This window comes from Actinosynnema sp. NPDC023794, assembly GCF_040639675.1.
Classification (GTDB): Bacteria; Actinomycetota; Actinomycetes; order Mycobacteriales; family Pseudonocardiaceae; genus Actinosynnema; species Actinosynnema luteola.
Genome location: NZ_JBFAFR010000022.1, coordinates 81,165 through 100,741 on the forward strand (window position 1 = coordinate 81,165; position 19,577 = coordinate 100,741).

Annotated in this window: 10 protein-coding genes; 2 read left to right on the plus strand and 8 right to left on the minus strand. The window is 72.5% G+C overall.

The annotated features are described in order from the left end of the window. Nucleotides 1–21 precede the first annotated feature (21 nt). The 5 genes from AB0H12_RS32640 to AB0H12_RS32660 form a co-directional block, all read right to left on the minus strand. Entirely contained in the window at nucleotides 22–1,554 is a 1,533-nt protein-coding gene (locus tag AB0H12_RS32640; protein WP_499628239.1) for a hypothetical protein, read from the minus strand. A gap of 78 nt (nucleotides 1,555–1,632) precedes the next feature. After that, complete coding sequence (locus tag AB0H12_RS32645) at nucleotides 1,633–5,268, minus strand: tetratricopeptide repeat protein (protein ID WP_499628240.1); 3,636 nt, start codon at nucleotides 5,266–5,268, stop codon at nucleotides 1,633–1,635. Between the two features lie 569 nt (nucleotides 5,269–5,837). Next, a complete protein-coding gene (locus AB0H12_RS32650; RefSeq protein WP_499628241.1) occupies nucleotides 5,838–8,582 on the minus strand; it encodes a PKD domain-containing protein in 2,745 nt (914 codons plus the stop codon). A gap of 126 nt (nucleotides 8,583–8,708) precedes the next feature. Continuing rightward, nucleotides 8,709–10,418 (minus strand): IlvD/Edd family dehydratase, encoded by a 1,710-nt coding sequence (locus AB0H12_RS32655; protein WP_499628242.1) that lies wholly within the window; start codon nucleotides 10,416–10,418, stop codon nucleotides 8,709–8,711. A gap of 210 nt (nucleotides 10,419–10,628) precedes the next feature. Beyond that, entirely contained in the window at nucleotides 10,629–11,270 is a 642-nt protein-coding gene (locus AB0H12_RS32660; protein ID WP_499628243.1) for a response regulator transcription factor, read from the minus strand. A 118-nt stretch (nucleotides 11,271–11,388) separates the two neighbouring features. Here AB0H12_RS32660 and AB0H12_RS32665 point away from each other — a divergent pair, with 118 nt between their 5' ends. Further along, complete coding sequence (locus tag AB0H12_RS32665; RefSeq protein ID WP_499628244.1) at nucleotides 11,389–14,319, plus strand: AfsR/SARP family transcriptional regulator; 2,931 nt, start codon at nucleotides 11,389–11,391, stop codon at nucleotides 14,317–14,319. Between the two features lie 46 nt (nucleotides 14,320–14,365). Here the strand turns inward: AB0H12_RS32665 and AB0H12_RS32670 are convergent, their stop codons facing one another. Then, entirely contained in the window at nucleotides 14,366–14,557 is a 192-nt protein-coding gene (locus AB0H12_RS32670) for a hypothetical protein (protein WP_499628245.1), read from the minus strand. 400 nt (nucleotides 14,558–14,957) lie between these two features. After that, on the minus strand, nucleotides 14,958–15,518 hold the full coding sequence (locus AB0H12_RS32675; protein WP_499628246.1) for a flavin reductase family protein: 561 nt from the start codon (nucleotides 15,516–15,518) through the stop codon (nucleotides 14,958–14,960). 380 nt (nucleotides 15,519–15,898) lie between these two features. Here AB0H12_RS32675 and AB0H12_RS32680 point away from each other — a divergent pair, with 380 nt between their 5' ends. After that, nucleotides 15,899–18,679, plus strand: coding sequence for a helix-turn-helix transcriptional regulator (locus AB0H12_RS32680; RefSeq protein WP_499628247.1), 2,781 nt, complete (start codon nucleotides 15,899–15,901; stop codon nucleotides 18,677–18,679). 130 nt (nucleotides 18,680–18,809) lie between these two features. Here the strand turns inward: AB0H12_RS32680 and AB0H12_RS32685 are convergent, their stop codons facing one another. Beyond that, the gene (locus AB0H12_RS32685) at nucleotides 18,810–19,574 is read right to left on the minus strand and encodes a thioesterase II family protein (protein WP_499628248.1); all 765 of its coding nucleotides are present in this window, start codon (nucleotides 19,572–19,574) and stop codon (nucleotides 18,810–18,812) included. Nucleotides 19,575–19,577: the final 3 nt, after the last annotated feature.

Here is a 19,577-nt window from a genome sequence, read left to right on the forward strand (position 1 = left end):
CCGCCTCGTTCCCCGGGTCGGTCATGCGCCACCGCCTCGCCGGAACGGCCACGGCCACCTCCGCCGGGCGGGGCTCGCCGCCGCCGCCTTCGCCAGCTGGGTGGCCGCGCCTTGCAAAGCCCCCGCGGTCGTCGCGAGCGTGCCCGTGGTCGACGCCAGCGCGCTCATGGTCTTCGCCAACTCGCCCGTGGTGATGGAAAGCCCGGCGTCGACATCGGCGATGCGCTTGCTCGCGAGGACGACGTCGCTGGTCAGCGTCTCCAGGTCGCCGCGCATCCGGCCGGTCAGGAGCGTGGCCACCTCGCTCAGCGTGGTGGCCGCGCTCGTGATGGTGGTGGAGTGCTCCGCCACGGTGGCGACCAGGTTGGTCTGCGATCGCCCGATGTGCTCCAGCTGCCGGTCGATCGACTTCGCGGCCTCGGCGTGCGAGCTCGACGCGGCGGCGATCACCGCGGCCGACTCGGACAGCCCGGTCACCTCGGTGGCCATCTCGGTCGCGGCGGCCCGGTAGACCTGGTGATCGGCCCGGTAGTCCCGCAACGACTCGCGGAACCCGTCGAACAACGGCGTCATCTGCTGCTCGACGAGCTGCCGGTTGTCCGCGACCGCCTGCTGCAGGACCAGCAGCGCCTCCTGCGTGGTCCTGGCGATGAACTGGGTGTTGTCCTCCCGGACCGCGCTCAGGGTGTCGCGGACCTCCCTGGCCAGGTCGCCGACCAGCGTCTTGGCCTGCTGTTGGAGCTCGGCCATGTCCTGCTGCGCCTGCTCCTGGAGCTGGGCCATCTTCTCGTGCGCGTCCTCGGAGAGCTTCCGGTTCGTTTCGGCGAGCTCCTTGGTCTCCTTGACCGCGGCGTTGATCGTCGTCTGCGTCGTGCTCAGGGCGTCCTGCGTCTTCGCCAGGATCTCCTGCGCCGTCTGGGCCCACTCCTGGGCGGTCACCGGCGGCTGCACGACGGTGTCCGCCGTGGCGTTGGCGAGCGCGTCCATCGCGTCGTCCAGCCGGCCGGCGAGGTCGGCCAGCACGCGACTCGACGCGGTCTCGGCCCGGTGCGCCCAGACCGTCAGCCCCAGGATCGCCAGGATCAGGACGACGGTGGTGAGCGCCGTTTCGGTGAACGTGAGGATGAGCCCGCCGCCGAACCGGGTCTGCCACAGCGACAGGAACGGTTGCGCCGCCAACCCCGGGTCGGCGGTGAGCTGCCGCTGGTAGAGGAGGCTGGCCCAGCCGAGGAGGAGCCAGGTGATCACCAGCGGCAGCAGCGCCGTGGCGTTGCGCAGGCTGGTGATCCGGCGGACCTGGTGGTGCTGGATGTCCTCGAGCTGGTCCAGCTGGTGCTCGCGCGCGACCAGCCGCTCCAGCATAGGGAAGTCCCGCCGCGCCGCGGCCCGGTTCACGGTGACGAGCCGTTCGGCGTCGTCCGTGGCGCCGAGGCCCAGCAACTCCTCGTAGACCTCCCCTAATCGCGCCGCGGCGGTTTCGCCGTGCGGTCCGAGGCCCGCTACGGCCGAGAACCGCTCGGTGGCCGAGGGCTCCTCAACTGGCTCACCCGTCATGCGGGTTCCTCCCGGGCAGAGTCGGCAAGTCGGTGGTCGTCACGGGCGGGGCCGCGCGACGGGAGTCCGCGTCGCGGGTCATGGGCCCCACCCGGATGGCGCCGAGTCGGGCGGACCGAGGAAGTCGCGCAGTTCGCGGATCGTCTCGTGGTCCGGGTCCAGGTTCTTCTGCGCGATCGTCAGCGCACGTTCGGCCAGCGCGGTCGCGTCCGGCTCACGCCCGCGCGCACGACAACTGGCGGCGAGGTTGAACAGCGGCAGGAGCAGGTCCACGTGGTCGGAGCCGAGCAGCCTCTCGCTGATCTCCAGCGCACGGGTCTCGAGCGGGATGGACGCTCCTGGGTCGTCGTCCAGGAAGTGCAGGTGGCCGAGCACGTTGAGCTCGTTGGCGACTTCGAGCGACACCGGCCCGAACTCCGCCTCGGTGATGCGCAGGACCCGCCTGGCCAACGGGATGCTCCTCCGGTAGTCCCCGAGCTCCCGGTAGGTGAAGGCGAGCTCGCGCAGCGGGCTCAAGAGGTCGACGTGGTCCTCGCCGAACTCGGCCTCCGCGATCTCCAGCGCCCGCCGTCCCGTCGCCTCGGCCGCGGCGTACTCGGCCACGTTGCGCTGGGTGGTCGCGAGTTCCTCCAGGCGCGAGACCAGTTCGGGGCTGCGGCTGCCGTGCATCGCCTCGGCCACCGCCAAGGCGTGCAGTGCCAAGGGCAGCGCCTCGTCGTACCGGCTGAGCGCCCGGTGGGTCGCCACGAGGTTGTCCAGCCGGAGCAGCAGGATCCGCTGGTCGAGCTCGGTTGTCGGGTGGTCGGTGAGCAGGCGCCTGGTGATCTCCAGCGAGCGGGTCTCCGCCGCCGCGGCGTCCTCGTAGCGGCCGAGCTGGTAGCAGGCGTGGCCCAGGCCGGTGAGGTAGTAGGCGGCAGCTCTGTCCTCGCCGTGCTCGGCGATGTTGACGTCCACCGCGCGCCGGTAGAACTTCGCGGCCAGGTCGAACCGCCCGACGTCCTGATAGGCGTCGGCGACCGCCTCCAGCCACAGCAGGGTCACCGGATCGTCCCGACCGTGTTCGAACTCGACGATCTCCAGCGCACGCCGCAGCAGCGGGAGCGCGTCGTGCGGGCGGCCGAGCCTGCCGTAGGTCGTGGCGATCTCGCGCAGCTGCAGGGCCACGTCGGGGTGGTAGGCGTGCAACACGTTCTGCGTGATCTCCAACGCCTGCCAGCGCGTGCTGACCGCGTCGTCCAGCCTGGCCAGGTCCGCGTGCGCGTCGGCCAGTTCGGACAGGACCCGGGCCAGCCCGAGGTGGCGTTCCCCGTAGGTGTGCCGCATGATCGACACCGCCCGGTTGAGCAGGGGCACCGCCTCGTCCGCCCGGCCGAGCTTCTGGTAGCCGGAAGCCAGGCCGCGCAACCGGTGCGCGACGTCCCGGTGGTCGCGACCGAAGTGGGTCTGGGTGATGACGAGCGCCCGCTGGAGCAGCGGCACCGCCTCGGCCGCGAGGCCGAGCTGCAGGTAGCTCTGCGCCAGGTTGGACAGCAGCGCCGCGACGTCCGGGTGGTCCGGTCCGCGTCGGGCCTCCAGCAGGTCCAGCGCCTGCCGGTCCAGCCGGGCGGCTTCGTCGGCGCGGTCGAGCAGGCGGTAGGTGTTGGCGATCTCGCCGAGCCGGAAGGCCATGTCGGGGTGGTCTTCCCCGACCGCCTCCCGGGTGATCTCCAACGCCTGTTCCTCGAGTTCGAGCTCCTTCTCGTACTCGCCCATCTCCCCGTACACCGAACCGAGCTCGGAGAGGAAGAACGCGAGATCCGGGTGCTTCGGCCGCAGCCGCTCCTCGCTGATCTCGTGGGCCCGCTGGGCCAGCGCCAGCGCCTCGTTGATCCGGCCCAGTTCCCGGTAGCCCGACGACAGGCCGCACATCCGGTACGCCACGACGATGTGGTCGGGGCCGTACGCGCTCTCCTCGATGGCCAACGCCTCTTCGAGCAGCGGCACGGCCTCGCGAGTCTGGCCGAGTTCCCGGTAGAAGCCCGCGAGGCTCGCCTTGCACCCGGCGAGGAACGGGTCGGTCGGGTCGAGCCCGGCCTGCGCGATCCGCAGCGCGCGTTCGGCCAGCGGCACCGCCTCCGGGATGCGGCCGAGGTGGCTGTAGCTGGTGGCGAGGTTGTTCAGCCTGGTCACGACGTCGACGTGGTTCGGTCCGAGGCGCTCGGTCGTGATGGCGAGCGCTCGTTCCTCCAGCCCGACGCTCTCCTCGGCCCGACCCAGGGAGCTGTAGGCCGCGCCGAGGTTGCCGAGCAACGTCGCCATCTCGGGGTCGTCGGGGGCCAAGCCGGCCTCACCGATGCGCATGGCCAGCGTCGCGAAGCGCTCGGTCGCCGTGTACATCCCCTGCGCCGCGGCGAACAGCCCCGCCTGGTTGAACAACGTCCGCAGGGGCGCGTCCCGGTTGTCACCGCCGATCTCGTCGGCCAGCGCGTTCACGTGGGGCAGGAGGCGCCACCAGAGCGGCCAGCCGTCCACGTTCGTGCTCGGGTCCTCCGGTATCTGGCGCTCGAGCAGGTCGATCGCCTCGGTCGCCGCGGGCGCGAGCCCCGAATCCGTGAGCGGGACGTCCTGCTGTCCCACGCGCAAGATCGTCTGGACGAGTCGGTGGATGCTGACGGAGTGGGCGGTCAGGGTGATCATGCTGTACGAGGCGAGGTGCCCGAGGACCCGGTTCGCCGCGAGTTCGTCGCCGGCCAGGAGGTTCGTGACCAGGCTTCGCGGAATGTCGTCCGGCCCGAGCCAGGCGAGCACGTTCAGCACGTCGAGGGCTTTCGGGACCGGCCCGTCGCGCAGGGCGCGGAGCGTGATGTCCCAGGTCCGGGTGACGGCTTGTTCCTGGCTGATTTCCGGGCTGGTCTCGGCCAGGACCTCATAGGGCTGCGCGGCGAGCAGGGAAGCGTAGTCGGCGATGGTGACGTGGTGGTACCGGATGTAAGCGCCGGCCTGCTCCAACGCCAGTGGCAGGAACCCGAGCGCCTCGGCGACCGAGGCCGCCGCACGTTCGTCGGACTGCTGGGACCGCTCGCACAGCAGCTTTATCGCGGAAGTGCGGCCGAGCACTCCCAGGCGCACCGGGCGGAGCCCGCGTTTCGTCCAGTCCAGATCTCGGCGTGTGGTGACGAGGACGTGACTGCGGTCCGCGGTGACGAGGAGTTTGTTGATGTCGTCGGGGTTCTCGACGTTGTCGAGGATCAGCAGCCAGTCGTCGTGCGCCTGCAACCAGTTCAACGCCCAGTCGGCCCTGAACTCCAAGGGCGTGCTGCCGAGCACGGGGGCCAGTCTCGACGCCATCGCGGCGAGCGCCGACGTGATGTTCCCCGGCGTGTCGGCGGTGATCCACCAGACGCACGAGTACAGGTTCCGCTTGTGGAACGCGTACTGCAGCGCCAGCTCGCTCTTGCCGACGCCGCCCATCCCGGCGACGCTCTGCCCGATGACCCCGTTGCCCGAGGCCATCGCCAGGCCCAGCTCACCGAACGACTGGCCACGTCCGACGAACACGTCCGACGGGCGGCGCGGCACGTTCCACAACCCGTTCGGCTCGACATCGCGGGGCGACGGGACGTTGTCCGGGAGCGTGATGTGGTAGTTCTGCGCATTGTCACCGGACGAGACGATGCTGCTTTGGATCCGCTGCGACGCGATCGAGCGCTCACCCCGGGCGAAAGGATTCGTCACCGATGAATCACTTCCTCCTCGTGCCCTGGAGATGACCGGAAGTCAATCCGCACGACCACTCACCCACCGAACCGCGACACCCGGTCCCCGAACGCGCGTGGACCACTGCTCGTCTCCGCATCACGATGACCGTACCCCCTTGCCGACACCACTCCATCCCGATCGGGTACCTGACGTCGTGCGCCGACCAGTGCGATGAACACTCGGTTCTCAATCCCGTCGCGAACGACGCCGCCACCTCCGGCGACGACAGCTCCGGGATCATCCATCCCCTAGTCGGCCACTACCTCGCGTTTGTTACCCGCAAAAATGGGGGTTCGAGGCCGAATCGTTCCCGAGTGCGGCGGCCATCGGCTCGTCCGCAAAACTCGGGGTCGATCACGGTCGTCCGGGAATCGATTGCCCGGCAGGGGAGCGGGTCTTTCGGCATTTCGTCGACGACCTTGATCCCGCCTGCGCCGGCGCCGAGTCCCGGTGCCACGACGAGCGACGACCACCGTGCCGCCCCGGTGGGATCGAGGGGCGGCACGGTGGTCGTCACGGCCGGTGGGCCTGGTTCGTGCCGGGCGTCAGTGCTGGTAGAAGTAGCCGGTCACGTCGACCACGAGGTCGAGGTCGCCGTCGCTCCCGTTGTGGAACGCCGCCCTCGTGTGCTCGGTGACGGTGAGGTTGTTGGTCACGACGCCAGAGGTGAAGTTCAGGGTGGCGGCGGCCGGTGGCGTGGGGATCGCGCCCGGGAAGTAGGCGGTGAGGTAGCCACCGCGCCGGGGGTTGACGACCTTCGCGTTGAACATCACCGCGCTGGGGAGGAAGGTGAACGACGGAGCGGCGTGGTCGAAGGTGTACTCGGTGGTCGACCTTCCCGGCAGCGCGCCGGCGCGACCGCTGATGCCGGTGCGGGTGTCGACCGCGCGGCGCGGTGGCACGGGCAGGAGGAAGCTCCTGCCCCCCGAGGAGAAGTAGCCGACGACGTCGACGACGAGGTCCGTGGTCGCGTTCGGGTAGAAGGTGACGTGGCCGTCGGCGCCGATGGGGATGACCACGGAGTTCGTGGCGGTCTGCCCTGCCGCGTAGTTGAGGTTGGAGGTCTGCGGGTTGGTCGTGCCGGTGGGGAAGGCCGTCAGGTGACCCGACGCGCGCGGGTCGACCACCGTGATGTTGAGCAGTGCCGCGGTCGCGTAGTCGGGCACATCGCCGTACAGGCGGGCGATCTGGTGGCTGAACGCCTCGCCGGCGGCGATCGGCCGGGGTGACGGCATCCCGATGCCGGTGCGCGTGTCGAGCAGGCGGCTCGGGCGGACGGGGGTGAAGCCCTCGGCCGTCGTGGCCTTGGTGAAGTAGCCGGAGACGTCGGCGATCAGGTCGACGGCGCCCGGGCTGCCGTTGTACAGGTCGACGTGGCCGCCGCCGACCGCGACGGTCGTCAGTCCGGGCACGGTCACGCCCGCCCGGAAGTCCACGACGGACGTCGTGGGCCTCGCCTGTCCGGAGGGGTGGACCGTGAGGTGCCCGTCGGCCGCGGCGTTGGTGACGGTGAGGTTCACGGCCACCGCCGTCACGTCCGCCGGGATCCCGTGGCGGCCGGCGATCGCGAGCCGCACGGAGCTGTACGGCGCCACCTTCTGAGTGGGGGCGCCGACACCGGCCCTGGTGTCCAGGAACCGGGTCGGTCCGTGCTTGACGTAACCCGAGCCGAGCGTGGTGACGCTGGTCGACGTCGTCGCGGTGGCGCCGACGGCGTTGGTGACGGTGGCCCGGACCTGGTAGGTGCCAGGGCGGTCGTAGCTGTGCCCGGCGACGCCGCCGGAGACGGTTTCGGTGTCGCCGTCGCCGAAGTCGAACGTGGTGCGGGCGATGTTCCACGAATCGCCGCCGGAGTCGACGCTGAACGACGTCGTCATGCCACCCCGCGCGGTCGTGGTCAGCCTGGGGTTGAGCGTCCCGCCGGCCGGCACGACCTTGAGCGACCAGGAACCGCTGGTGGTCAACCGCGACTCGCTGGTCGCGGTCACCTTGACGGTGTAGTTGCCGGTCGCGCTGTAGGAGTGGGACGCGGAGCACGGCGACACGGACGTCGTCGTGCCGTCCCCGAAGTCGACGGCGCAGGTGATGGGCGATCCCCAGTCGGAGCGGAGCGTGCTGCTGACGGTGACCGTGCCGCCGACCGGCGCCTGCGACGCGGACACCGCGGTGTGCCCGCCGGCGAACCGGTCCTGGCGCTCGTGCGCGCCGCGGTCGAAGTAGGTGACCGCACCCGCCCCCGTGTCGGGCACCTGCGGGTTGTCCACCCTGGAGCCGTTGAGGGCCTGGTCGAGCGCGCCCGGCGCGTCCGCGTTGCCGGAGTCGACGTCCGGGGCGCCCTCGTCCGGGTCCGTCTTCAGGTCGTGGGCGCCCTGCCCGGTGGCGGCGTGCAGCTCGGCGGGGTCCTGGTAGACGACGCCCGCCCACCGGTACACGTTGACCCACAGGTACGCGATGTTGTAGTCGAGCGTGACCCCCGGCGCCGCCGCGCTGTCGACCTCGATCGTGTTCACCGGCAGCCGCGGGCAGTAGCTGCTGACCGTGGCGGACAGCACCTCGGAGATGATGTTGTTCTGGATCGAGGAGCCCGTGGTCGCGCCGGTGATCACGATCGCGCGGTGGCACGAGTCGCGGAAGGTGTTGCCGGTGACGGCGACGGCGTCGACGTTCTCGGCGATCACCCCGAAGTTGCCGAGCTCGGTGATCGTGTTCCCGGTGACGGTGACGCCGGCGCCGCCGTCGGCGTGCACGGCCCGGCCGCGCGTGCCGAAGTCCGTGCGGCTGACCGTGACCGCCGTGGACCCGCCGGTGACCCGCACCGCGTGCGCGCCGCCGTAGGGGTCCGCGTCCGGGCGCAGCGAGTCGCGGTCGAGAGTGACCCGGCTGGCGCCGTCGATCAGGACGGCGTTGACGACCGTGGCGCCGTGGATCGTCATGCCGCGCAGCGTCACGTCGTGCGCGCCGCGCACGGTGACCGTCGGCGCGGCGCCGCCCGCCGGGCGCCGCACGGCCCCGCCCTCGAACACGATCGGCGCGTCGGCGGTCCCGGACCGGGTGATCGTCACGCTCTCGTCCTGCGTGCCGGTGATCTTGACGACCTGGCCGGGTTCGACCACGTCGGCCGCCGCCTGCACCGTGCAGAACGGCGTGGCCGCGCTGCCGTCGCCGGTGTCGCTGCACGTCGCGACGTCGTTCACGTAGAGCGTGGTTGCCGCGGCCTGCGCCGCCGGTGTCGTCACCACCCCGGCGAGGACCACGAATGCCGCTGCTGCGGCGATGTTCGGCAAGCGCACGATGTCTCCTCGGGAACGCACGACGGGCGGTTCGGTGGTTCTATCGCGAAACCGCCGCCGATCATGACAAGTCGACTCGATCGTCTCCGCGAAGCACGAGACCGACCGAGCCAGGGCACGTCGCGCTCAGTGCGACTCGCGGCTGACCTCCGAGCCGCTGGAGCCGAGGAGGAAGTCGAGGTCCGCGCCGGTGTCGGCTTGCAGGACGTGGTCGACGTAGAGCCGTTCCCAGCCGCGGCGGGGGTTGGCGAACCCGGCGACGGTCGCCGCGTTCGGCGTGCGGGCGGCGAGTTCCTCGTCGGGCACCTCGACGTCGACGCGGCGGGCTTCGACGTCCAGGCTGATCACGTCGCCGGTGCGCACGAGGGCGAGGGGTCCGCCGGCGGCGGCCTCGGGGGCGACGTGGAGGACGACGGTGCCGTAGGCCGTGCCGGACATGCGGCCGTCGCAGACGCGGACCATGTCGCGCACGCCCTGCTCCAGCAGCTTCTTGGGCAGCGGCATGTTGGAGACCTCCGGCATGCCGGGGTAGCCCTTGGGGCCGCAGCCGCGCAGCACGAGGACGGAGTCGGCGTCGACGTCCAGGTCGGGGTCGTCGACGCGGGCGTGGAAGTCCTCGACGGAGTCGAACACGACGGCCCGGCCCCGGTGCCGGAGCAGGTGGGGTGAGGCGGCGGCGGGCTTGATCAGCGCGCCGCGCGGGGCGAGGTTGCCGCGCAGCACGGCGATGCCGCCGTGCTCGACCAGCGGTGTCGCCCGGGTGCGGATGACCTCGGGGTCCCAGATCGGCGCGTCGTCGAGGTAGTCCACCAGGGGCCGGCCGGTGACGGTGAGCCCGTCGGGGTCGAGCAGGTCGCGGACCTCGCGCAGCACGGCGAGCAGGCCGCCGGCGCGGTGGAAGTCGTCCATGAGGAACCGGCCCGCGGGCAGCAGGTCGACCAGCACCGGCACGTCGGAGCCGATGCGGTCGAAGTCGTCCAGCGCCAGGTCGACCCCGAGGCGGCCGGCGATCGCCAGCAGGTGGACCACGGCGTTGGTCGAGCCGCCGATCGCGGCCAGGGCGACGATGGCGTTGTGGAAGGACGCCTTGGTGAGCAAGGTGCTGGGCCGCCGGTCGGCGGAGACCAGCTCCACGGCCAGCCGGCCGGTGTGGTGGGCGGCCTCCAGCAGTCGGCTGTCCGGGGCCGGGGTGCCCGCCACGCCGGGGACGACGGCGCCCAGGGCCTCGGCGACCAGCGCCATGGTGGAGGCGGTGCCCATGGTGTTGCAGTGGCCCCGGCTGCGGATCATCGCCGACTCCGACCGGATGAACTGCTCGTTCGACAGCGAGCCCGCCCGGACCTCCTCCGACAGCCGCCAGACGTCGGTGCCGCACCCGAGCGGGACGCCGCGGAACGTGCCGGTCAGCATCGGGCCCCCGGGCACGACCACGGCCGGCAGGTCGACCGAGGCGGCGGCCATGAGCAGCGACGGGATGGTCTTGTCGCAGCCGCCGAGCAGCACCACGCCGTCGATCGGGTTGGCCCGCAGCATCTCCTCGGTGGCCATCGCGGCCATGTTGCGCCACAGCATCGCGGTGGGGCGGACCTGCGTCTCGCCCAGCGACACGACGGGCAGTTCGAGCGGGATGCCGCCGGCTTCGTGGACGCCGTTGCGCACTGACGCGGCGACCTCGGTGAGGTGCGTGTTGCACGGCGTCAGGTCCGAGGCGGTGTTGGCGATGGCGATCTGCGGGCGGTCGAACGCGTCGTCCGGCACGCCCCGCCGCATCCAGGCGCGGTGGATGTAGGCGTTGCGATCATCTCCCGCGTACCACTGGGCGCTCCGGAGCGTCACGTGCGACCGCCTTCCGACTACCGACGCGATGGCCTGATCCGTGGAATGCGATTGAACCCTACCCGCCGCACGTGTCGGTAGAGCCGGGCGAGGGCTGTCCCGGGGCTTGTCCGCGCGACGTCACAGTCCACTTCGGACAGTGTGCGACACCTCGCCGACCTGCGCCTCGACGTTACCCGACACATCGAGTCCCGGGGGAGGGCGTGCGCCTCAAGCGGTGAGTTCCTCGATGGAGATGAAGCCGTCGTCGAGCACCCTGGTCACCAGGTCGCTCTTGGTGGGCGCGTGGCGGCCCGTGTTCGCGTACTTCGTCCGGACCCGCTGGATGTAGGTGTCCACGGTCTTCACGCTGAGGTAGAGCTTGGCGGCGACGAGCTGCTTGGACGGCGAGGCGAACCAGGCGCGCAGCACCTCCAGCTCACGGGGCGTGAGCTTCGGCCGAACGGCGGAGTCCGCCGGGGCCGCACGGCGCATGGCCGGGCTCAGGTAGGTCCGGCCCGCCGCTGCCGCGCGGATCGCGGGCACGAGGCGGTCCGCGCCCTCGCACTTGGGCACGTACGCGTGCACCCCGAGGGACAGGCAACGCTCCGCGGCGCCCCGGTCGGTGTGCTGCGCGTACACGACGACCCGCCTGCCGACCTCGACGAGCCGCCGCAGCGCGGTGGCCCCCTGGCTGCCGGGCGCCTCGACGTCGAGGATCACGACGTCGGCCGCCGCGCCCGGGCCGGTCCACGCCCCGGCGAGGTTGCCGCCCGTGTCGAGCAGTTCGATCGGTGGATCCGCCTGCGCGCACCACTGCCCGACACCCGCGACGATCGCCGCGTGGTCGTCGACGATTACCGCAGTCGTCACCGCTCCCCCTCACCGTCACACGCACTCGCGGTGAGCTTGTCCGGTCGACCTCTCCGATCGATATCGGATGATCATGAACGGCCCACTATCCTGTGGTCGGCGGCTTGGGGGGGACGCGATGGAGTTTCGCCTACTCGGACCGCTCGAGGTCGTCGACGGCGGGACGACCGTGCGAGTGGGCGGTCTGCGGCAGCGCACGCTGCTGGGTGTCCTGCTGCTGCACCGCGGCCGGGTGGTCCCGCTGGAACGGCTGGTGGACGCGGTGTGGGACACCGATCCGCCGTCGTCGGCCCGGGACCAGGTCCGCAACAGCGTGTGGGCGCTGCGCAAGGCGCTCGGCGACGCGGCGGGCCGGGTCGTGGTCACCGAGGACGCCGGCTACCGGCTCGACACCGACGGGCACGTCGTGGACGCGGGCCGGTTCGAGGACGGCGTGCGCGAGGCCCGGACCTGGGCCGAACGGGGTGACCTCGACCAGGCGAGCGCGGTGCTGCGCGCGGCGCTGGACCTGTGGCGCGGGCCCGTGCTGGCCGGCCTGCGCGGCCGGCTGGTGCGCGACATGGCGACCGGACTGGACGAGCGACGGCTCCTCGCGCTGGAGGAGCGGCTGGAGCTCGACCTGGCCCTGGGCCGGCACGGCGAGGTCGTCGGCGAGCTCACCGAGGTCGTCGGCGAACACCCCGGGCGGATGCGGGTCGTCGGCCAGTTGATGCGCGCCCTGCACGGAGCCGGCCGCTCCGCCGACGCGTTGACCGGCTACCACCGGGCCAAGCGGCACCTCGCCGACGAACTCGGCCTCGACCCGCCCGCCGAGCTGCGGGACCTGGAGGCCGCCATCCTGCGGGACGACCCGGAGCTGGCCCCACCGCGCCCGGCGCCGGGCCTCCAGGGCTCCGGGGCGCCGCCCACGCGTGGCCGCGCCGTGCCCAGGACGCTGCCGTACGACGTGCCGGACTTCACCGGCAGGCCCGCCGAGCTCGAACGGCTGGTCGCCCTGGGCGCGGGAGCTCGGACGGTGGTGATCTCGACGGTCGAGGGCATGGCCGGCGTGGGGAAGACCGCGCTGGCCGTGCACGCCGCGCACGTGCTCGCGGACCGGTTCCCCGACGGTCAGCTCTTCGTCGACCTGAACGGCTTCACCCCCGACCGGGTCCCGACCAGCCCCGAGGACGCCCTGGCGGTGCTGCTCAGCACGCTGGGCGTGCCCCGTGACCGGATACCGCCCTCGGCCGACGAGCGCGTCGCGATGTGGCGCACGGAGGTCGCGGACCGGCGGCTGCTCCTGGTCCTCGACAACGCCGCCGACGCCAAGCAGGTCGCACCGCTGATCCCCGGCAGCCCCGGTTGCCTGGTGCTCGTCACCAGCCGCCGCAGGTTGACCAACCTCGACGGGAGCGTGCCCGTCGAGCTGGGCGTGCTGCCGGAGCGGGAGGCGCTGGCCCTGGTCGTCGCCATCCTGGGCGCGGCGCGGGTCGACGACGAACCGGAGGCCGTCGCGGAGCTGGTCGGGCTGTGCGGGCACCTGCCGCTCGCGATCCGCATCGTCTCGGCCCACCTCCAGCGTCGCCCGCGGTGGACGGTCCGGTCCCTCACCGAGCGGATGGCCGGCGAGAAGCGCAGGCTCACCGCGCTCGCGGCAGCCGCCGACCACGGGGTGACGACCGCGTTCGCGCTGTCGTACCGGGCGCTGGCCCCGGACCAGCGACGCGTGTTCCGGCTGCTCGGGCTGTACCCGGGTGTCGACATCGACCCGCACGCGACCGCCGCGCTGGCGGGTCTCGACGTCGAGGTCGCCGAGGCCGTGCTCGACCAGCTCGCCGACGAGTACCTGCTCCAGCAGTCCGGCCCCGGTCGCTACACGTTCCACGACCTGCTCCGGGCACACGCCCGCGCGTGCGCCGAGGACGAGGAACCCGCGACGGCGCGGCACGAGGCGCTCACCCGGCTCTTCGACCACTACCGCCACGCCGCCGCGGAGGCGGTGAACCTGCTCGACCCGCACGACCGGGATCGCAGACCGCGCACCGAGGACCCCGGCGGTCCCCTGCCGTTCGGGCACGACGTCGCGGCGGCCCGCGCCTGGCTCGACCGGGAGACCCCGAACCTGCTGTCCGCCGCCGCCCAGGACGGCCGTCATTCCCACACCTGCGACCTGTCCTCGATCCTCTGGCGCCACCTCGAACAACAAGCACGGCACCGGGAAGCCGAGGCACTGCACACCCACGCCGTCGCCTCCGCACGTGCCGCGGCCGACCCCCTCGCCGAGGCAGGCGCCACCCGCAACCTCGGCCGCACCCAGTGGTACCTGGGCGACCTCGCGCGCGCGGCGCGGCTCTTCGAACGCGCTCTCGAGCTGTTCGACCACTCCGCGAACCCGCTGCTCACCGTGACCGTGCTCAACGACCTGGCGACCACCGTGTTCCAGCTGGGACGGCACGACGAGGCGATCGACCACTGCGAACGCGCGCTGGCCATCTGCGCGGGCGCCCACGACCCCACCGGCGAGATGCAAGTGCTCATGACCCTCGGCAACGGCGAATCACTGCGGGGGGACGACGAGGCGTCGAGCCGGTACCTCCACCAGGCGCTGCGGCTGGCCCACGCCGTCGGCAACCGGAACATCGAGGCCCGCGCCCGGCTGAACATCGGTGACATGTACGCCGGCACCGGCTTCCCCGACACGGCGAGGACGTACCTCGAACACGCGTTGGAGCTGTACCGGGAGATCGGCAACCGCGAGGGCGAGGCGGCGGCGCTGGCCAACCTCGGCAGCGTCCACACGCGGCTCGGCGACGAGCGACGAGCCGCGCGGTACCTCGACCAGGCGCTGGCGTTCTTCCAGCGGAACGGCGACCGGCGCTGGCAGAGCGAGACGCTGCGGGAGATCGGCACCCTGCACGCGCGGGCGGGGCGGCACGAGCAGGCCGACCGGTACTACGGCGAAGCCTTGGACCTCGTGCGGCAGATCGGCAACCGGTCCGCGGAGGCGGACATCCTCGACCGCCTGCGCGAGAACGCCCACGCGCGCAGCGCCCGGGCGACCGAGTGAGGCGCCACCGCCGGACGCCGCCCAAGGGCTCAGGCCGTCGTGGCCGTCACCACCACGGGAAGCCCCACTTCCGGCCCTGGGTCGTCATGTCGTCGCTCTCCGCCAGGTCGGCGCCGGCCTCCGACACCACGCCGTGACCACCCGACACCTGGCCCAGCGCGAGCGCCGGCGTCACCGCCCCGAACGCCATCGCGGCGGCCATGACGGCCACCACCACTGATCGGTTCCGCACCCTCATCCGAACACTCCTCCCAGTCCGCGCCCGCCGGTGAAGACGAGACCCTCGACCTCGGCTCGCAGACTACGAACGCCGGGCCCGATCCGCTGTCAGGCGAACACCTGACACCTGCCGTCACCACGGCGTGCGACGCTTGCGCGGGCGTGCGGGACGCGCACGCCGAACGGCGGGTCGTCCACCCCGCGGCCTGGGATCACGCGCGGCACCTCCACAGGCGGACTGTCGGTCGTTCGCCCGACAGTCCGAGGCCCGGTGGGCCCTTAACATGACGATCGGTCGCATCGCGCCATGTGAACGTTCGCCGGAGTAGCGCAACGCACATGAAGTGATCTCAACGAGTGTGCCGGGGGCCGGCTGTGTTCGAAGTGGGTGCAGGCCCGGGCGGCGGCGTCGTCCTCGGTCATCCCCGTCCGTTCGCGGCCACCGGCTCCTCGCGGGCCCCGCCCGCCGCGGTGGGAGCCTCCCGGTCGAGGGCGTGGAACGCGCGGTGGAAGTAGACGGTCGGCGCGTGGCCGTTCGCCCGGGTCCCCGTGACGCGGCCCACGAGGATGGTGTGGTCGCCGCCGTCGTGCCGGGCGAACGTGTCGCAGTGCAGGATCGCCGCCGCGTCGGAGAACACGGGGTTGCCGCGCGGGTCGGGTTCGAAGTCGCCGCCCTCGAACTTGTCGACGCCGCTGGTGCCGAACCGGCGGGCCAGGTCGCTGCGGTGCGCCGGGACGACGTGGACCACCCACGACCGGGCGGTCAGGAACGCCTCGTGGCACGACGCGGTCTTGGCCAGGCACACGAGCACGAGCGGCGGGTCGATCGACAACGAGCAGAAAGAGGTCGCCGTGAAGCCCCACCACCGGCCGTCACGATCACCGGTCGTCACGATCGTCACCCCGCTGGGGAACGCCGCCAGCGCGTGTCGGAACCGCGCCGCGTCGGCCGGCGTCGCATCCGCGAGACTGTCCGCCACCGCGCCCTCCATTCGCCTGGGGACAATTCTCGATCCTATTTGGCCGACGGTGGCCGAGTCAGTGCCACAGCGGGGATTAGGGGGTGGTTCGTGCGTCTCCCCGTTCACCGCGGCGGATTCCGCAATAATGTGTCCACTTACTGTCCACTTGGGTCTGTCGACGTCTACGGACGGTGATTGACCATGTACGGGCCGGTTGTGTCGCCGGTGGTGGCGGGTCGGCCGCGCGATCGGTCGCACATCCCTTCCTGGTGCGATCGGCCGATCGGGCGCTTGAACCCCAGTCCTGGCCACTAGGGGTAGCCGGGCACGGCATCGCGGTCTGAGAGTCCACTGACGACGGTGCTAGGGGTTTCACCACTGGGGGAAGGAACGCTTGGGTGGTATTCGTCGACCACAACGACGCACTGGGCACCTTGAACGCATTGCTCGCCAATACCGCGGTCGGCGGGGGGCAGCTCGCGCTGATCAGCGGAGGTCTGGCCACGGGCAAGACGTCCCTGCTGCACGAGTTCACCCGCCAGGCGTCGGAGTCGGGCGCGGTGTCGCTGATGGCGGTCGGTTCGGCCGCGGAGAGCAAGCTCCAGCTCGCCGTCATGGAACAGCTCTTCCGCGTGGCGGAACTGCCGGGTGACGTCGCCGAACGCCTGCTCGGGCCGCTCACCGCGGTCGCGGCCACGGTGGACGACGGCGACCACGACATCGGCGCCGGCCGGTACGCCGAGCCCGGCCTGGTCCGGGCCGCGCGCGAGGTCTGCGGCGCGCTGCTGGAGCTGTCCCGCGACCGACCCGTCGTCATCGGCATCGACGACGTGCAGTTCGTCGACAGCACCTCCCTGCAACTCCTGCTGTACCTGTGGCGCCGGCTGAGCTCGGCGCGCGTCATGCTGGTCGTCAGCGAGTGGGCGTCGCCGGAGTCGACGTTGCCGAGGTTCCACGCGGAGCTGTTCCGGCAGCCCCACCGCCGGCTGCGGCTCGGCCCGCTGGACGTGCGCGGCGTCGTGCGGCACGCGTCGCAGTTCCTGCCGGAGGACGAGGCCAAGCGCGTCGCGCCGGACCTGCACCGGTCGAGCGCGGGCAACCCGTTGCTGGTCGCCGTGCTGGTCCAGGAGCACCTCGCCGCGTCGCGCGACGACGCGGCCGACCTGCTCGGCCCGGAGGTCGTCGCGGCCCTGCACCGCTGGGGCACCCCGCTGCTGGAGACGGCCTGCGGGCTCGCCGTGCTCTGCGCCAAGGCCGGCGCCAACGACGTCGCGCGGCTGGTCGGGCTGCCGCTGCCGGAGGTGCGGCGGGCGTTGGAGCTGCTGGTGTCCGCCGGTCTGGTGGAGGGCTGCGCGCTGCGGCACCCCTCGGTGGCCAAGGCGTTGCTCGACAGCCTGCCCCGGGCGCGGCGCACCCGGTTGCACGCCGACGCCGCGGAACTGCTGCGCCAGGTCGGCGCGCCCGCGGTCGAGGTGGCCGACCACCTGCTGGAGGCGGCCGGTCCGCACGCGGACTGGGTGGTGGACGTGCTGCGCGAGGCGGCGGACGTGGCGTTGGCGGGCGACCGCGTGGAGACCGCGGTGCGCTACCTCGAACTGGCGCTCGACACCTGCACGGACCCGGGGCAGCGCGTGTCGCTGGCCGTCGCCGTGGTGCGGGCGTCGTGGCGGGTCCGCCCGTCGCGAGCGGGGGTGGCGCGCCAACTGGTGCGCACCGCCGCGGCCGAGGGCGAGCTGACCGACCGGGACGGCCTGGCCACGCTCCGCGAGGCGTTGTGGCACGGCGACACGACGCTCGCGCTGGGGATAATGGACTCGTTGGTGGGCGCGGACCGCGAGGTCGACACGCAGCTGGTCGTGGAGGCGCGGCTGGTCTACCTGTGGGTGCACGGCGCGCACCGGGAGCGGGTGCGCGACCTGGGGCCCGCGCACCAGCGCGCCGCGGACAACCCGTGGACGAGGGCGGCGAGCCTGCTCGGCAACGTGTGGACGCAGGGCGTCTCCGAGACGTTGACGGTGACCGCCGAGCACATCCTGCACAGCAGTCGGCTCGGCGACGCGACGTTGGAGACGATGGGCACGGCGCTGATCGCGCTCGGGCACGGCAACCGGGCGGAGAAGGCCGCGGCGTGGTGCGATCGGCTCGTGGAGGAGGCCGCGCGGCGCGGCGCCACGGCGTGGCAGGCGTACCTCAGCGACGTCCGGGCGCGTCTCGCGTTGCTGATGGGCGACCTCGCGGACGCGGTGGCGTCGGCGGAGTCGGCGCTGGAGCTGATGCCGCCCGCCGACTGGGGCGTGTGCGTCGGTTCGCCGTTGGGGACGCTCGCGCTCGCGCAGGTGGCGTCCGGGCGGCTCGACGAGGCCGAGGCGACGTTGCGCCGGCCGACGCCCGACGCGATGGCGGGCACCTCGCACGGGCTGTGGTTCCTGCGCGCCCGAGGGCTGCACCACCTCGCCAACGACCGGGTGCTGGCGGCCGTCGGCGACCTCCAGGAGTGCGGTGCGATGGCGCGGGAACGGGGCGCCGACGTGCCGGCCCTGCTGCCGTGGCGCACGGACCTGGCCGAGGCGCACCTGCGGCTCGGCGACCCGCTGACCGCGCGCGACCTGGTCCGGCACCAGCTCGAACGGGTGAGCAGCACCGATCGCCGCACGACGGGGCTGTCGCTGCGCGTGCTCGCCGGGTGCGGTGAGGTGGCGAAGCGGCCCGCGCTGCTCGCGCAGGCCGTGGACGCGTTGGAGCAGGCGGGGGACCGGTTCGAGCTGTCCCGCGCGTTGCAGGACCTGAGCCGGGCGCACCACGAGCTGGGTGACGTGGACCGGGCGCGGGTGTTCGCCCGCCGTGCCGCGCACGAGGCCAAGGAGTGCCGGGCGGGTCTGCCCGCGCCGGCGGAGTCGCAGGCGCTCGTCGGCGGCGAGTCGAGCGGGCCGCAGGGCGAGGCCGGTGGCCGCGCGGGCAGGGGTGCGACGGCGTCCTCCGCCGCGGTGCTCAGCGACGCCGAGATCAGGGTGGCGCAGCTGGCCGGGCTCGGGCACACCAACCGCGAGATCGGGAGACGGCTCTACATCACGGTGAGCACGGTCGAGCAGCACCTGACCCGCGTCTACCGGAAGCTCGGTGTGACCAGCCGGAGCGAGCTGCCCGCGGTGCTGATGCGGCACGACATCCCGCCGGGGTAGGGCCGCCCCGGGTCCGGGTCGGTGCGAGGTACCGGGCCGGTGGGTTGTCCGGTCGGGTGTGGTGTCGGTGGTCGGGCCGGGGCGGGCCGCGGTGGTGTCGGCCTGCCCCGGCGTGGTCGCGGGCACCCCGTCAGGTCTGCCGCGCGAGGTGCCGGCGGATCGAGGCCAGCACGGCGGGCGCGTGGTCGTTGAGGTAGAAGTGGCCGCCCGCGAACACCTCCAGGTCGAAGCCCCCGATGGTGTGCTCGGCCCACGCGCGGGCCTCGTCGAGGGTCACCTCGGGGTCCTCGTCGCCGGTCAGGGCGCGCACCGGGCAGGCCAGCCGATCACCCGGCCGGCCGCGGTAGGTCTCGGCGGCGCGGTAGTCCGCCCGCACGGCGGGGAGCACGGCGCGCAGCATCTCGGGGTCGCCGAGCACCGTCGAGTCGGTGCCGCTCATCCGGGCCAGGTTGACCGCGAGCTGGTCGTCGTCCAACAGGTGCACGTGCTCGTCGCGCCACCGGCTGGGCGCACGCCTGCCCGACGCGAACAGGCCGAGCAGCCGCACACCGGACTCCTCGAGCCGGCGGCCGACCTCGAAGGCCAGGGACGCGCCGAGGCTGTGGCCGAACAGCAGCAGCGGCCGGTCGGTCCACGCGCCCAGCTCCTCGGTGACCAGGTCGGCGAGGCGGTGCACGTCGTCGACGCACGCCTCGGTCCGCCGGTCCTGGCGTCCGGGGTACTGCACGGCGAGCACTTCCACGTCGGGCGAGAGGGCGCGTGACGTGGAGAAGTAGTACGACGCCGAGCCGCCGGCGTGCGGGAAGCACACGAGGCGGACGGGCGCGTCCGGCGCGGGGTGGAAACGCCTGATCCAGGCGCCGGCAACGGGCGGTGCGCTCAACGGTCGGTCCATTTC